This window comes from Evansella sp. AB-rgal1 (genome assembly GCF_041820985.1).
Taxonomy (GTDB): domain Bacteria; phylum Bacillota; class Bacilli; order Bacillales; family Salisediminibacteriaceae; genus Evansella.
The window spans coordinates 71,295-87,212 of record NZ_JBGUAU010000010.1 but is presented as its reverse complement, the minus strand read 5'-3'; the positions used below and the strand labels follow the sequence as shown (position 1 = coordinate 87,212).

General features: G+C 37.7%; 12 protein-coding genes. 11 read left to right on the top strand and 1 reads right to left on the bottom strand.

Translation table 11 applies throughout. The features are described from left to right. Positions 1 to 28 precede the first annotated feature (28 nt). The 10 genes from ACERII_RS10370 to ACERII_RS10325 all read left to right on the top strand — a co-directional run bounded on the left by ACERII_RS10370 (position 29) and on the right by ACERII_RS10325 (position 12,310). Positions 29 to 1,738, top strand: a complete 1,710-nt coding sequence (locus ACERII_RS10370; RefSeq protein WP_373642122.1) for an ABC transporter substrate-binding protein — start codon at positions 29 to 31, stop codon at positions 1,736 to 1,738. Between the two features lie 146 nt (positions 1,739 to 1,884). Then, entirely contained in the window at positions 1,885 to 4,200 is a 2,316-nt protein-coding gene (yicI, locus tag ACERII_RS10365; RefSeq protein ID WP_373642120.1) for an alpha-xylosidase, read from the top strand. A 126-nt stretch (positions 4,201 to 4,326) separates the two neighbouring features. After that, on the top strand, positions 4,327 to 4,968 hold the full coding sequence (locus ACERII_RS10360; protein ID WP_373642119.1) for a YesL family protein: 642 nt from the start codon (positions 4,327 to 4,329) through the stop codon (positions 4,966 to 4,968). A gap of 18 nt (positions 4,969 to 4,986) precedes the next feature. Beyond that, positions 4,987 to 7,761, top strand: a complete 2,775-nt coding sequence (locus ACERII_RS10355; RefSeq protein ID WP_373642118.1) for a glycoside hydrolase family 3 protein — start codon at positions 4,987 to 4,989, stop codon at positions 7,759 to 7,761. 103 nt (positions 7,762 to 7,864) lie between these two features. After that, entirely contained in the window at positions 7,865 to 8,305 is a 441-nt protein-coding gene (locus tag ACERII_RS10350; protein ID WP_373642260.1) for a hypothetical protein, read from the top strand. 860 nt (positions 8,306 to 9,165) lie between these two features. Then, positions 9,166 to 9,474: a hypothetical protein gene (locus ACERII_RS10345; RefSeq protein ID WP_373642117.1), complete on the top strand. Its 309-nt coding sequence runs from the start codon at positions 9,166 to 9,168 to the stop codon at positions 9,472 to 9,474. A gap of 41 nt (positions 9,475 to 9,515) precedes the next feature. Beyond that, on the top strand, positions 9,516 to 9,836 hold the full coding sequence (locus ACERII_RS10340) for a hypothetical protein (protein WP_373642115.1): 321 nt from the start codon (positions 9,516 to 9,518) through the stop codon (positions 9,834 to 9,836). A 647-nt stretch (positions 9,837 to 10,483) separates the two neighbouring features. Next, positions 10,484 to 11,167: a hypothetical protein gene (locus ACERII_RS10335; protein ID WP_373642113.1), complete on the top strand. Its 684-nt coding sequence runs from the start codon at positions 10,484 to 10,486 to the stop codon at positions 11,165 to 11,167. Between the two features lie 191 nt (positions 11,168 to 11,358). Continuing rightward, positions 11,359 to 12,066, top strand: a complete 708-nt coding sequence (locus ACERII_RS10330; RefSeq protein WP_373642111.1) for a DNA alkylation repair protein — start codon at positions 11,359 to 11,361, stop codon at positions 12,064 to 12,066. A gap of 67 nt (positions 12,067 to 12,133) precedes the next feature. Continuing rightward, positions 12,134 to 12,310, top strand: coding sequence for an SE1832 family protein (locus ACERII_RS10325; protein WP_373642109.1), 177 nt, complete (start codon positions 12,134 to 12,136; stop codon positions 12,308 to 12,310). Positions 12,311 to 12,410: 100 nt separating this feature from the next. Here ACERII_RS10325 and ACERII_RS10320 read toward each other — a convergent pair whose 3' ends face one another. Next, positions 12,411 to 14,462: a methyl-accepting chemotaxis protein gene (locus ACERII_RS10320; protein ID WP_373642107.1), complete on the bottom strand. Its 2,052-nt coding sequence runs from the start codon at positions 14,460 to 14,462 to the stop codon at positions 12,411 to 12,413. 835 nt (positions 14,463 to 15,297) lie between these two features. Between ACERII_RS10320 and ACERII_RS10315 the strand changes: the two genes are divergently transcribed. Then, positions 15,298 to 15,645: a VOC family protein gene (locus tag ACERII_RS10315; RefSeq protein WP_373642105.1), complete on the top strand. Its 348-nt coding sequence runs from the start codon at positions 15,298 to 15,300 to the stop codon at positions 15,643 to 15,645. Positions 15,646 to 15,918: the final 273 nt, after the last annotated feature.

Genomic DNA, 15,918 nt, shown 5'->3' with positions numbered 1-15,918 from the left:
ATAAAGATACAATACAGGAGGGTTACTTATGGGAAGGTTTAAAAAGGTAACAAGTATTTTATTCCTCACTAGTTTACTTTTGGTAGTTGCTGCGTGTAGTGATAACACAGACAACACATCAAAAGAAAATAATGATGATGGAAACAAGAATGAAGATGTTGTTATTGATGGAGATTTGGAACCGATTACATTCTCGTTATTTGCGGCAGACAACAATCCTAGCTGGGATGGGATGAATTCCCCAGTGGGACAAGAGATTTTAAAAGCTACAGGTGTCTCGCTAGAAGCAGACTTTGCGATTGGAGAACCAGCTGAAAGAATTGCTTTATTCGCTGCTAGCGGTGACTATCCAGACTTTGTTTTACCGAAGGGTGATGGCAACTTATTAGTAGATGCTGGAGCAATGATTGACTTGCGACCACTAATTGAAGAACATGCACCAAATATTCAAAGAGTTTATGGTGATTATCTAGAAAGAATGGTGTGGAGTGAAGATGATGATTCTATTTACTTTATTGGAACGAATCCAGTTGACGAGGAATACCGTACACCTGGTAATGGTTTCTGGCTACAACACGCGGTAGTGAAGGAATTAGGATATCCTGAAATAAGAACATTAGAGGACTTCGAGAACGCAATCAGAACATATTATGAAATGTATCCAGAAATTGATGGACAGCCAACGATTCCGTTAACGTTGTTAGCAGATGACTGGAGATTGTTAATTTCTGTCACAAACCCAGCATTCTTTGCTACGGGAGCACCAGATGATGGTGAATGGTTTATTGATCAAGATACGTTTGAGGCGAAATTACATTATAAGCGTCCTGAGGAAAAAGAATATTTCCGTTGGTTAAATAAGATGAATGCAGAAGGTCTATTAGATAAAGAAAGCTTTGTACAACAAGAAGATCAATACAAAGCAAAGATCTCATCTGGAAGAGTATTAGGAATGATTGATGCAGAATGGTCAATTGCTGATACACAAACAGCGCTTCGCGAAGACGGTAAACTAGATAGAATGCATGGTGTCTACCCTGTTACATTAGATGAAACATATAAACACGGAAATTTCAAACCTACTGGATACCTTTCAACTTGGGGAATTGGAATTACTGTTGATAACCCTGATCCAGTTCGTGCAATAAAATTTTTAGATTGGATGGCTAGTGATGAAGCTCAAATTCTAAACAACTGGGGAATTGAAGGAGAGCACTACCAATTAGATGATGACGGTAATCGTTATTTAACAGATGACCAACGCGAGGAACGTAGATCTGACAGTTCTTTTGATGAAAGAACAGGAATTAACGTATTTAGAGCTTATGGTCCACATTATGGAAATGGCGTGTTAGACCCTACAGGTCAACCGTATACCATTCATACTCCTGAGACATTAATTGAAGATTACACAGAAGTGGAGAAAGAAGTGTTAGCTGCTTATGATGTTGAAATTTGGAAGGATTTATTTCCTCAAGAGGATGAATTTAGTCCGAGACCATATGGAGCCGCGTGGGAGATAAACTATAGCTCCGATTCACCTATTGCTGTTCCGTTCCAACGTGCACAAGATACAATGTTTACTCGAATTCCACAAGCGATTTTAGCTGATCCTGCTGATTTTGATAGCATTTATGACAGCTTCATTGAGGAGATTAGTACAGATGCTATAGAAGCTGCAGAGAAAGAATTCTCTCGACTTGTACAAAAAAGAGTAGAACTATGGGGCGGTAATTAAACTATTTTTTTAACAGAGTATGAGTTCAATCAACAGGGTGGCTTGAAAGGTTCGTTATACACCTTTTAAGTCACCTTCATTGTTAATTATGCCTGTTAATATTTTACGTACCTAATGTGTGGTAACTAAAAAAGGAGGACATTTCGATGAAATTTACAGACGGAAATTGGTTAATAAGAGAGGGCTTCACTCTTATTACAGGTGCATCTTTATTTAAAACGACTCATGACAATCAATCGTTAACTGCTTTTGTGACTCCTTATGATATATCGAATAGAGGAGCGCAATTGGATGTACCTTTACTTACGGTGACTTACTCTTCCCCTATGAAAGATGTAATTCGTGTGAAGGTGATGCATCATAAGGGAAGAAAACCTCAAATACCTGCTTTTCCTATTTATGAGCAAGAAAATCAGGAAATTACGATAGACGAAAATGCTGATCTCGTTTCTTTGGTAAGTGGAAATCTTAAAGTACAATTGAATAAAAAAGGTGATTGGGGCACTCACTATTTTTATAAAGAGGAGCTAATTACTTCAAGTAGCTCTAAAGGGATAGCCTATGTAACAGATTCAGAGAAAAACACGTACATGCGTGAGGAACTTGGCTTGGGAGTAGGGGAAAACGTATACGGACTAGGTGAGCGATTCACTCCATTTATAAAGAATGGTCAAGTTGTAGATACGTGGAATAAAGATGGAGGAACAAGCTCAGAGCAATCGTATAAAAATGTGCCTTTTTACTTATCTAATCGTGGCTACGGTGTGTTTGTTAATCATCCTGAAAATGTGTCTTTTGAATTAGCATCAGAAAAAGTATCTAAGATTCAGTTTAGTGTAGAAGGGGAATCGCTAGAGTATTTTCTTATTGGTGGTAATTCTACGAAAGAAGTATTGGAAAATTATACAACATTAACAGGTAAGCCAGCTCTTCCGCCGGCGTGGTCCTTTGGGTTATGGCTAACAACGTCCTTTACGACAAACTATGATGAAGATACAGTGAATTCTTTTGTGGATGGTATGGCAGATCGAGATATTCCACTTCGTGTTTTCCATTTTGATTGCTTCTGGATGGAAGCCTTAAAGTGGTGCGATTTTGAGTGGGATAAAGAGGTTTTTCCAGATCCTAAGGGAATGCTAGCGCGTTTGAAAGAAAAGGGTTTAAATATTTGTGTATGGATTAACCCATATATTGCTCAACAATCTCCTCTTTTTGATGTGGCTATGGAAAAAGGATATTTGCTGAAAAAGGAGAATGGGGATGTATGGCAGTGGGATAAATGGCAGCCTGGAATGGGAATTGTGGACTTTACTAACCCAGAAGCGTGCAAATGGTATAACTCTCACTTAGAACGCTTGATGGATATGGGTGTGGATAGCTTTAAAACAGACTTTGGGGAAAGAATTCCTACAGACGTTGTGTATTTCGATGGTTCCGACCCGAAAAAGATGCATAATTACTATGCTTACTTATATAACAAAGTTGTTTTTGAACTGCTTGAGGAAAAACGTGGGATTGGAGAAGCAACTCTATTTGCACGTTCGTCAACAGCGGGAGGGCAACAATTCCCAGTACATTGGGGTGGGGACTGTGATGCTACGTACGAATCCATGGCAGAGAGTCTTCGTGGCGGATTATCGTTAGGATTATCTGGATTCGGTTTTTGGAGTCATGATATTGGTGGATTTGAGAGCACTGCACCGGCTGATTTGTATAAACGATGGGCAGCATTCGGTCTCCTATCTAGCCATAGTCGGCTTCACGGAAGTAAATCGTACCGTGTACCTTGGATTTATGATGAGGAATCCGTTGATGTTGTAAGATATTTCACGAAGTTAAAATGTTCGTTAATGCCGTACTTATATAATGAAGCGGTTCAATCTTCTGGTAAGGGGCTTCCGATGATGCGTGCTATGCTGTTAGAATACCCGGATGATCCAACTTGCGACTATTTAGATCGCCAATACATGTTAGGAGAATCGTTACTTGTTGCCCCAATATTTAGTGAGGATGGAGTGGTTTCTTATTATTTACCAGAAGGTGTATGGACAAACTACCTTACGAATGAAAAAGTAGAAGGTGGAAAATGGTTCAAAGAAGAGCATGACTATGTTAGTATCCCGCTCTATGTTCGTCCAAATAGTATCATTGCTGTTGGGAAAGTTGATACGAAACCTGATTATGATTATAGCAACGAGGTTGAACTACATGTATTTGAAGCTGTATCTGCAACCACAACAATAAGGGATGTAAAAGGAACCGAAGTGTATACGGTGACGGTTGATCGAAGTGATACATCGTTCAAAGTGACGTTCAATAGAAAACCGGAAAGACCTTGGAGTATTGTATTACGGGGAATAGATTCTGTTAGGGAAGCAGATGGTATGAGTGTGGGAAAAACTACTCTCGGTAGTAAACTTGTACCGAATTCTTCTTCCACTGAATTCACGGTTTCAATATGAGAGGAAGATGACTAGGCACACCGTTCCCTCCTTTGTAAATTACTGTGTCCGTCGTCTTCTAAGAGGCGGACCTATTACAATCAAGATTGCTAGCCCTATCAAAGCTGATAAAAGAAGGTGATAGATATGCAAAGAAGTTGGCTAGATTCACCATCATATACAATTGCTGACTGGATTATGAGGTTAGCACTACTTAACATATTGTGGCTGTGTTTTACGATCATTGGCATAATCGTTTTTGGGTTTATGCCTGCAACGGTCGCCATGTTTACCGTTATTCGAAAGCTGTTGAAAAAAGAAGCGACTGTACCATTGATAAAAACGTTTGTTTCCACTTATAAAAAGCAATTCTTTCCATCTAATTTTATTGGCCTGCTTTTGGGGATATTTGGCTATGTGTTGCTAGTTGCGTATACTTTATTAGGAACAATATCAGGTATGATGAACACAATGTTAACCTTTACTTTCGTGTTTATTGGTATGTTTTATATATCAGTGGTTTTAATAAGTGTTCCAGTTTATGTGGAGTTTGAACTGAAGTTCTTCGACTATTTTAAACAATGTATCCTTATTTCCTTCATTAATCCACATATCATCCTTTTTATGGCTACTGGAATAATAGGAGCATATTTCATTTTTACCATTATTCCAGGTCTTACAATATTGGTCTTCGGTAGTATCATTGCAACATTCATGATGTGGTTTACTATGCTCGCTTGCAACCGAGTAAAAAAGAAGATGGGAACTCTAGAAATTTTATCAAGTTAGGAAGGGAGATTATACTGAATGAAACAGTACGGAATTCCATTACAAGGATTTGCTGAATTTAGTAGAAAAGTAGCAGCAGATGGAGCAGTATTACTTAAGAATGAAGGGCAGGTACTTCCGTTCCAAAAAGAAGATGTGGTTTCCATTTTCGGTAGAACGCAAGTGAACTATTACCGAAGTGGAACAGGATCAGGTGGGAGCGTACACGTTCCTTATACAACCAATCTTTTAGATTCTCTTCGAAAAAAAGAGGGAGTAATTGTTAATGAAGAATTAGCAAAGATTTATGAAGCTTGGATAGAGGATAACCCATTTGATGATGGGGGTGGGGGCTGGGCTGCTGAGCCATGGCATCAAAAAGAAATGCCATTATCTAATACAGTCGTGTCTCAAGCAAGCAAACATTCGAATAAAGCGGTCATCGTCATAGGCCGGACTGCAGGAGAAGATCAAGATAATGCCAATGAGCCTGGTAGCTATTTATTAACAAAAAATGAAATAGCGATGATAAAGCTTGTTTCGTCTCATTTTGATAAGATCGTTGTTGTTCTAAATGTATCTAATATCATTGATATGAGCTGGTTAGATGAATATCAGATTCAATCTGTTCTTTATGCGTGGCACGGTGGGATGGAAGGTGGAAATGCAATCTCTAATGTTTTAGTTGGTGATGTGACCCCAAGTGGGAAGTTAACGGATACTATAGCTTATTCTATTGATGATTATCCATCAACAAAGAATTATGGAAATGAGATCAGCAATTTTTACGAAGAGGATATATATGTGGGGTACCGCTATTTCGAAACATTTCGTCCAAATCGAGTTCAATATGAATTTGGCTTCGGATTATCGTACACAGACTTTACTATAGACGCTGAAGATGCAACAGTCGTTGAGGTCCAAGGGGAGAAACATATTGAACTGGATGTTACTGTAAAAAATAGCGGGGAAAGTTTTGCAGGAAAAGAAGTTGTTCAAGTGTATGTGGAAGCTCCACAAGGGAAGTTGGGGAAGCCTGCGAAAGTGTTGGTAGCATTTAAGAAATCGAAGTTACTACAAGTTGGTGAATCGGAGCGCTTAACCATTCGGTTCCCTGTTCGTTCTATGGCTTCCTATGATGATGGGGGAGTAACAGGCCATCCTTCAGCTTATGTACTTGAAGCAGGGAAGTATAACGTATTTTTAGGGAATAGCGTAAGGAATGTAACAAGGGTGAGTGTAGATGGGAAACGTAGCTATGAGGTAGAGAGGTTAGAAATAGTGGAACAACTGAAAGAAGCTTTAGCGCCAACGGAATCCTTGAAACGAATGATGCCAGGTCATCAAAAAGAAGATGGTTCCTACGAGCTTACTTATTTAAATGTACCAAAACGAAGAATATCATTAATGGAAAGGATTGAGAAGAACACACCTACTACCTTTCCGCAAACAGGAGATTTGGGTTATAAGCTAAGGGATGTTCTTGATGGGCAAGTGACAATGGAAACATTTATAGCCCAATTGGATGATGATGACTTGGCCACGATTGTTAGGGGAGAAGGGATGAGCAGTCCATTGGTAACACCTGGAACTGCCTCAGCGTTTGGGGGAGTGAGTGATCGATTACTTCATTTCGGTATTCCAGCTACTTGTACGGCAGACGGTCCTTCAGGTATTCGGATGGACAGTGGTCATCAAGCAACGCAAGTACCTATTGGAACATTACTAGCAGCAACGTGGGATACATCGTTAGTGGAAGAATTATATGTTATGGAAGGAAAGGAGTTAGTTAGCAACGACATAGATGTGTTGCTTGGCCCAGGAATGAATATTAGAAGAAGCCCACTAAATGGACGTAATTTCGAATATTTCTCGGAAGATCCCCTTATAACTGGAGCCTTTGGAATTGCTTGTACTCGTGGTGTTGTAAGAGGTGGGGCTAATGCTACGTTGAAACACTTCGCTTGTAATAATCAGGAAAAATATCGTACGAAGGTAGATGCTGTTGTCTCCGAGCGTGCGTTACGAGAAATTTATTTAAAAGGATTTGAAATGGTTGTAAAAGAAGGAAGTGCGAACTCCATCATGACTTCCTATAATCCTATTAATGGACATTGGGCTGCATCAAATTATGATTTAAATACAACCGTTCTTCGAAAGGAATGGGGATTTGAAGGGATTGTCATGACCGATTGGTGGGCAAAAATGAACGATGTTGTTCATGGAGGGTCTGAGGATACAACGCTCACGAACTGGATGATTCGTGCGCAAAATGACCTTTATATGGTTGTAAATAATTATGGTGCAGAAGTGAATTCCTCTAATGATAATACAATAGCCTCTTTAGAAAACGGCACGTTAACAAGAGGTGAATTGCAGCGTTCTGCGATGAATATATGTACATTCATAATGCAGGCACCTGTTTTTTCCAGAGAGTTAGTGATGGTAGGAGCGGTGAAGACATTTGAAGCAAATATGTCTCTTTCTCTTGAAAAATATGAACAACTAGATGAACAAGTTAAGTTACATCCTTCAGGAACTCAATCAACCTACGTTAAAGTGAGTAAGTCAAGCACATATCGGATCTTTGTGAATCTCATGTCGCCCCATTCCGATGTTTCGCAAAGCGCATGTAATATTATTCTAAATGGTAAGGTAATGACGACAGTGCAATCTAGCGGTACAGATGGTCAGTGGATCCAGCTAAAATTAGATAAAGTAAAATTGGAAGAAGGTTTTCACGAATTGAGATTGGAAGATGTAAAGCCAGGTCTATCTATTAAGTGGATTATGTTTAAGAAAGTGGAGGGATAGATAGAAACAGTTCTCTCACTTTGCGACTATCTCGACCAGATAGAAGGCTAACATTTCCAATTGCGATGTAATCTTTTAGAAGAGTTGAGCTTAGTTGAGTAAAGTGGAGAAGAGGACAAAGTTAGATTTAGAGCGGATTATTTTTATCGGCAGGACGTTTCGCGAGTATTTGGATCATCGAATGCTAACATTAGAAGACTGTGCAAACGACATGAAAGATTATAGAGAAAGATATGTTCCCGTAAGTTTACCGATTCTACCATATAGGGATGAAGAATTTGATATTTTACTATCAGCACATTTTTTATTTACATACGCAGATAGATTAGATTATCCATTCCATATGGAAACTTTACATGAGTTGTTAAGGGTAACGAAAGGGGAAGTTAGACTATTTCCTTTAGTTGACCTGGAGGGGAAGAGATATGAATTTCTAGATGAAATTATCTGTTATCTCCAAGGAACAGGGTACTTTGTAGAAGAAATAAAATCAAGGTACGAATTTCAAGGAAATGCTAATTCAATGCTGAGAATCGTTAAATAAGTATAAGTGCCAGAACCCTATGTAGGACAGCGGGTGGCTGGCACTTTTTTGTACTTTTAGAATGTTTAACTTCACTAAAGGATTAAAGTGTAAGAAAAACTAAGGATTTCGCCATTAAGGACTTGGCGATAAGCCAAGTTTTTCTAAAAAGATAAGAATTTATAAAATTTTTTTGAACTTAGAAAGGTGTCTAGCTCCAGGCGCCAGGACCTCGTGTCAAATAACCTGGCCGATTAAAAAGTAAAAAGCACTTTTTATCGTCCAGAACATTTACATTTCGGTCCTGAGAGGGCGCCTTGCGCTTCTTATATTATAAGAGTTGAACTTCTTTAAAGGATTTCACAAAGCTGATGCGTTCATATTTCAAAACTTGCCCAGAACTTAATGAGTGAATACGCATCGTGCCAGAGCACACTCCATAGGAATCCTTGTCGTAGGATATCCTGACAAATCCCTCCACTATAGGGCACCGTATTCTATATTTCATTTCAGTGAAAAGCGAGTGATTCCGATGGACACGGCCATTTATTTCTCCTTATCTTTTGTGTACGGTCTACTCTTAGCATTTGGAATATATGCTGCCTTCAAGAAACGCTGGGCATATTTCTATTACTTGTCATCGCAGCTTTAATGTACGACAATAGCATTCTCGGACTTGGACGACATATTGGTGAAGGGGAGATAAAAGATGCTCCCCATTTCAATCTATCACCATCTACCCAAAGTCTAGTGAGTATATAAAAATTATTATGAAAAATCCACTAATCTACTGATTTAATCTCCTATACTAATTTTTATATTGGACATAGTCTGTAATGTATAAGGAATCCCCCCCTTAAATATAGTTTAGGAGGAAAAAAATGGGTCTAAATTCTGATATTGATATAACTCGTGTGAAGCAACTACTAGAGGATGTTCAAGAACAGCTTCAAGAGCAAAAGCAACTTCAAAACCAGCTACAGAACCAACTACAGAACCAGTTAGAGAACCAAGATCAAAGCCAAGGTCAAAAGCAAGTAGATAAGGATGAAATCAAGTTTGGTGACATCGGTAATAACAGAACGCATGTCAACACAAACAATACATTTTTAATTATCATTATCATCTTTATTGGCTTAGGTGGTGGAACGGGACTGTTTAATCAATTGTTCTCTAACTCAGACAGCTAATAATCCCACCTTTGTTTTGAAAAAAGGATGGAGGAGGTGGATTGATAGATATGCTAGAAATTCTCTACCTTGCTAAAATAGAAAAACTATTAGGAGCAATACAGCAGGAACAAAGACAGATTCAAGCACAATTAGAAGAACAACTTCAGTTACAAGATCAACTCCAACTGCAAAATCAGAAGCGACAAGATATTGACTATATAACCTTTGGTGATATTGGGAACAACACAACAAAGGTCTTTACAGATAACACTAGCTTGGTTCTTTTCATTTTGGTTATTTTAGTTAATTCTGGGAACTTAGATGGGGCTGTATTAGAACAATTTGTGAATATAATGAGGAATATGCAAGCTTCATCCTAGTAATTAGTAGGACTGTATAGGACCTGACATCAGCAAAGGGAACTTGGCTAGAAGGCAGGTCCATTTATACAGCAAGAATTAGGTTATCACGGAGTCGTTGTTTCGTGAATGGTCAACGGATTTCTTTAAAGTTACATTCTTTTTTTTATAGGACAGGAACCACATCTATTGAGGACGGTTTTTGCTGCATCCTTTTTGGGAATACATGTAAAAAAAGTATGGTCTAATTCCACGGAGGAATGTGGACCTTTAAACATAAAACATACTTCACAAGTATGTGTTCACGGCTCAATGGATATGCTTTTGATTACTGTGCATATTCCATTTAAAGACATAGAAATTAAGGGCCGTTTGTGTTACCAGCACTAACGGTCTTTTCTATTTTTCATATTTAATGAATACCTTAAAAAAAGAGATTGTTAAACGTTATGAGTAAATTCAAGTTGACTATCACAAAGTAGTAAGGTTGCTGATCAAAGTACGGTACAGCATTACTGTAATACAGGTAGGTCTTTTTATTGAGGAGATATATTTCCCTCGATAACTGAATGAAGCACGAACCGCCCCAACTGCTTCCTACTGATAAATCCCTCCACTATAGGGCACCCTATTCTAAATTTCATTTCAGTGAAAAGCGAGTGATTCCGATGGACACGGCCATTTATTTCTCCTTATCTTTTGTATACGGTCTACTCTTAGCATTTGGAATATATGCTGCCTTCAAGAAACGCTGGGCATTATGTTCCATATTTCTATTACTTGTCATCGCAGCTTTAATGTACGACAATAGCATTCTCGCACTTGGACGATATATTGGACAAGGAGCGCTTCTGGAATCGTTGAATGTACCAAGATATTGGATGCACGCCCTATTCACCCCATTACTAATCCCATTTGTCTGGCAAACATTACGATCAGCAGACGTAACCTGGATAAAGACATCTGTAGCAACATGTACCGTCATCTTTCTGACAGGGACGATCATATTACTCGAAGTCATTCCCCTCTTTGGTATAGAGCTTCAAGCAGTTTGGCAAAATGGCGTATTAAGCTACACAAGAGTAAACAAGACAGGCGCCCCATTCATGATCATCATTGTAACCCTAACTATTCTCCTTACTTCCATTCTTCTTTGGCGAAAACAAGGGTGGAAATGGCTATTCATAGGGCTTGTTCTAATGGGAGTTGTTGGACTTTTAGCAAACCCTTTCCACAGCAAAGCGATGGGAAATGTTTCGGAATTAGTCTTGATTATATCATTATTAGCAACACACATATTTCAGCAAAAACAAAGAGAATCCATTTACATTCCTAGAAAAAAAGAGATATAAGTAACTAACCAACACTCTTGAACAGTTACTTTTTTGTTCTGGTAATATCGGTTGGTGTACTATTTCATTTTCTTCGGTATTCGAAGGAAGCAGGAGAACCGTCCCCGGTGCTTCCTGGTATAATTAAGTTTGAATAGAGTAGGGAATTAGTTACAATATAGAGAGCAGAAATAGTAGGGAGGTAGATTAGAATGGATTTTGAAACAGTGATGCTGGAGCTTGAAGCTCTCGGTAAGGAACGAACGAAAAAAACTTACATATCCAATGGTGCGAAGGAACCACTCTTTGGAGTGGCAACAGGAGCTATGAAACCGATAGCTAAAGAAATTAAAATAAATCAACCTTTAGCAGAAGAGCTTTATGCCACAGGAAACTATGATGCAATGTATTTTGCAGGGATTATTGCCGATCCAAAAGCAATGTCAGTGGCGGACTTTGAGCGATGGATAGATGGGGCATATTTTTATATGTTGTCTGATTATGTGGTAGCAGTTACATTGGCGGAAGCAGATATTGCACAAGAGGTTGCTGATAAATGGATAGCTAGTGGAGACGAGTTAAGAATGTCAGCGGGCTGGAGTTGTTACTGCTGGCTTTTAGGGAATCGCAAAGACCACGAGTTTTCAGAAAGCAAGATTTCCGATATGCTTGATATTGTGAAAAATACCATTCATAATGCGCCAGAGCGGACGAAATCTGCGATGAATACTTTTTTGTTATCTGTGGGAACTTCCTATATTCCACAACATGAAAAAGCACTGGGAACTGCAAAAGAAGTAGGTATTGTGGAAATGAAAAGAGACAATAAAAAAAGCAGTTTCCTACACGCCTACGAAACGATTCAAAAGGAATTGGATAGAGGAAGACTTGGTTTTAAACGCAGATATGTAAGGTGTTAATTTATCAGTGGAAGGCATATATTGCGGGAAAATATATGCCGAAAGTTATACAAAAAGGGTGATATGCATGGATAAAAAGCAAATAGAAGAAGCCATTGTAGAACTAAAAGATGAATATATACAGTTACAAAATAACTTAGAAAAGCTTGAATCTATCAAAGGAAACCTCGCGCCATTAGAAAAACGACTAAATGAAATAGAAGATGAAATGAAAGTTCTTCATGAAAAACGGAAAGAACTCTGAGAATACTTTATAGAAAAAGCCTCCCCAATTAGTAAAGATATTACATAATGGAGGAGGCCAACCATATTTTCTTTTCAATACCTGACATAGCAATACATTATTATACTTTAAATTTCTTAACTTCCTCATTTAAAGCTTCAGCCATCTTGACTAATTCATTTGAACTTGCTGTTATCTCCTCGACTGTGGCTGTTTGTTCTTCTGCTCCTGCAGCAACCTCTTGAGAAGAAGCCGCTGTTTCTTGTATAATACTAGAAATCTCTTGAGTTGATGAAAGGACATTCTGGATGTTAGAGAAAAGGAGATCAAAAATATCTTTTGTAGTTTTGGCATCTAATTCTGTATCTTCCGCCTGTTTTACAATCGCTTCTAGAGATTCTCCTCCTTTTCCAATTAGAGCTACTTGCAAATCAACAGCATGCAAATTATCATTCATTAATTCCACGGTCGTAGAGGTTTCTTCTTGAATATTTTTAATTAAACTAGTGATCTGTCCAGCGGAATTACTTGACTGTTCAGCTAGCTTACGGACTTCATCAGCTACAACAGCAAATCCTTTTCCTTGCTCGCCTGCACGAGCTGCTTCGATTGCTGCATTAAGTGCAAGTAAATTTGTTTGTGCAGCTATATCAGTAATAATCGTAATAATGCCACTAATTTCACGGGAGTGTTTTCCCAGTGTATTTACTGATTTCGAAGCTGATTCTACTGTTCGTTTCATTTCATCCGATTGCTTAATTGCGTCATTAATAGCTTGTTCCCCTTGTTTAGCAATTGTTGTTGAGGTTTCAGCATTTGCTAATGTTTGTGTAACCTTTCTATTTCCTTCATCAACATGTTTCATAGATTCTTCTACAAGAGAGAGTGTATTAAGTGCTAAATCATTTTGCTTCTGTGCCCCATCAGAAATCTCTTGAATCGATGATGCAATTTGATTAGAGGATTGCGCAATCTCTTCAGCACTAGCATTTAATTGCTCAGAAGATGCCGCAGAATGCTCCGCACTTTGCATCACATTTTTAACAATATCTCTTACATTCTCAATAAATTTATTTGTTGCGCCTGCAAGCTGTCCGATTTCATCATTGCTTGTTATATTAATCTTTTGTGTTAAGTCCCCACCATTAGATGCTAAAATATCTAATTCATTGCGAACATAATTTATTTCTTTGCTCATCTTAGTCGATATCCAAAGGGATAATAATAAACTGATAATGATTATCCCAACAGCAGTAGCAATTACATAGTTTCGTAGTTGAGTTAGCGTACTGAATGCTTCTTCCACATCCACTTCTATGACTAAACCTAACACATCATCGCCTATGAGAACAGTACCAACTGCTCCAATTACATCATTACCTAGATAGTCAGGATAAATCCCTGTAAACTCAAAGTTCATCTCTTGATTATTAATCGGATCTCTTAGCATCTCTACTGCTTTTGTATTAATAGTTACGTTTAATGCACTATCTTCTGAATAATCACCAAGTCTTGTATCAGTATATAATAATCCGTCAGCACCAATTAAGTAAGCATCCCCACTTTGTCCTATACGGTGGATCTCATTATGTACCAATGTAGAAATGGCATCCTGGTCTAATAAAATATTAAACGTACCTATAAAGTTTCCAGATTTACCATTAGCGTATACTGGAGTGGATAACACTTTTACATTGGAATAATAAACATCAGAATAAAACAATTCTGTCCAATACTGATTTCCATTGGATGCTGCTAGAAAATAGTCTCGGTTTGATATATCTGAACCTTCAATACCACTTTCAACGGTGGCATAGGTGATTTCTCCAAATTCGTTGGTTAAATAAATATTAGTAAAGTCGTATACACCTAATGCAGTTGATAGAATTTCATGTAGGTTGTCATATTCGTCAATCCATTCTGTACTACCTCGTTCATAACTATGAAATCTTTCAATATCATCATGTAAGGAAATTGAAAATACTTCTCCGTCACCCGCCCGTTCAGAAAAATAATTGTTTATCTTTGATTTTGTTAACTCTAGAAACACTTTATTTCCATTTATAACCTCATTCGTGATGTTTTCCTTTGCTCCACTATAAAAGAATGCACTAATAGCTATTAATGGGAGAAAAGAAACAAAAAAGACTAGTACTAAAATCTTGCTTTTCATTTTTAAATTCTTCCAACTCAACATACTTTCGCCTTCCTATCCATAAATTCTTTTGTTTTGATACAAGTAAATGATCTTAAAGTCGCACCTTAAATAAACTAGAAATGTATGATCACTCTATTGAATATATTACAAAAATAATTATATTACAAAAAATAAGCTTAATGATTACGTATTAAGCAATAGAATATTGTTGATTCATAATTTTCTAATGATTTTTTAAAATTAGAATAATCGCGACTATTCACACAAAGTTATATTCCGATAATGAAATTTGTTGCTGGAAGATTTGATATGTTGTTTAGGGCAATTAGGTTACCTTTGTGCAGTTTCTCGTTTTTTTCTTAAACGAGGCTGGGACATAACGAAAGTGTAACATTGAAAAGACGAACGATAGGTAACCTTAGCGGAGGAAATATCCGAAGACTCCGACGGGATCTAAAGGCAAGGGTGAGACCCCATGAGTGCTTAAGCGCTTGGCGGTTCACAAGCCGCCCGCAGAAAGCGAAGTATATTTCTGTAGCGAATAGTACATCAAGAATCATTTCGTTCGGATTTCTCTTTGCTGAAAACACTTTTGTCTCAGCCTCGTTTAAGTTTTTTTTAAGATAACAATTAATTACTTAATCAATGTATTGCTGAAGGTGAGGTCGGTTCCTCGATAACTATGAAAGCTGTGCTGCAGACAAATGGATTCAGATTGTTCTTCACTTGAGGTTAAATAACCTATCGGTTCTCTGAATACAACAATAAACGAATCGTTCCACTTGGTGGGAAGGTAATATTCCAACGTATGTAGAATGTATAACGGATACTATATATAGGGGGAAACAGTATGAGTTCGATAACTAATAAACTAGGTGGAGTTTTCATTCCTGTAAGTAATATTAAAAGCGCCCGTGATTGGTATTGTGACCTTTTAGGATTATCTACTGAGGGAGACATTTATTTTGACCACATATATGTCCTACCTTTAGAGGGACCTAACATCGTACTAGATAGTAAAATTTACGCACCAGAAAACATATATAAAGTTCCTGCATTTCAGTTCTATACAGATAATATCAATCGTGCTTATGAATATATGAAACAAAAAAATGTACAATTAACAACAAGTATTGAGAATGGTCATTGGTTCAATTTTAAGGATCCAGATGGAAATGTTTTGATGATGTGTGAATAACTAAGTACAGAGATTAACACTCGTGTAGTGTAGGAATATCGCTCCATCTGGAAGGTTTTCTATTTATAGGATGAAACCGATTTGACTGTTTCTCCAAAGTAGAACCCTTCTGTGAAATAATAAAGTTAAAAAGGTAGGGGGAACTATGGCCAGTAATATTGATTTTCGGGATAAGATTTTATGAGAATTAAAAGAAAAAGTTGTAGGTACCTGCACTCGAGTACAGCGAAAGCATAATCGTACTCGGAGGTAGGTACCTTTTTTATACTTTTA

What these genes read in the sequence shown, in the direction of transcription:
- ACERII_RS10370 (WP_373642122.1), top strand. Translation starts at nt 29, where the DNA reads ATGGGAAGGTTTAAAAAGGTAACAAGTATTTTATTCCTCACTAGTTTA.
- yicI (WP_373642120.1), top strand. Translation starts at nt 1,885, where the DNA reads ATGAAATTTACAGACGGAAATTGGTTAATAAGAGAGGGCTTCACTCTT.
- ACERII_RS10360 (WP_373642119.1), top strand. Translation starts at nt 4,327, where the DNA reads ATGCAAAGAAGTTGGCTAGATTCACCATCATATACAATTGCTGACTGG.
- ACERII_RS10355 (WP_373642118.1), top strand. Translation starts at nt 4,987, where the DNA reads ATGAAACAGTACGGAATTCCATTACAAGGATTTGCTGAATTTAGTAGA.
- ACERII_RS10345 (WP_373642117.1), top strand. Translation starts at nt 9,166, where the DNA reads ATGGGTCTAAATTCTGATATTGATATAACTCGTGTGAAGCAACTACTA.
- ACERII_RS10335 (WP_373642113.1), top strand. Translation starts at nt 10,484, where the DNA reads ATGGACACGGCCATTTATTTCTCCTTATCTTTTGTATACGGTCTACTC.
- ACERII_RS10330 (WP_373642111.1), top strand. Translation starts at nt 11,359, where the DNA reads ATGGATTTTGAAACAGTGATGCTGGAGCTTGAAGCTCTCGGTAAGGAA.
- ACERII_RS10325 (WP_373642109.1), top strand. Translation starts at nt 12,134, where the DNA reads ATGGATAAAAAGCAAATAGAAGAAGCCATTGTAGAACTAAAAGATGAA.
- ACERII_RS10320 (WP_373642107.1), bottom strand. Translation starts at nt 14,462, where the DNA reads ATGAAAAGCAAGATTTTAGTACTAGTCTTTTTTGTTTCTTTTCTCCCA.
- ACERII_RS10315 (WP_373642105.1), top strand. Translation starts at nt 15,298, where the DNA reads ATGAGTTCGATAACTAATAAACTAGGTGGAGTTTTCATTCCTGTAAGT.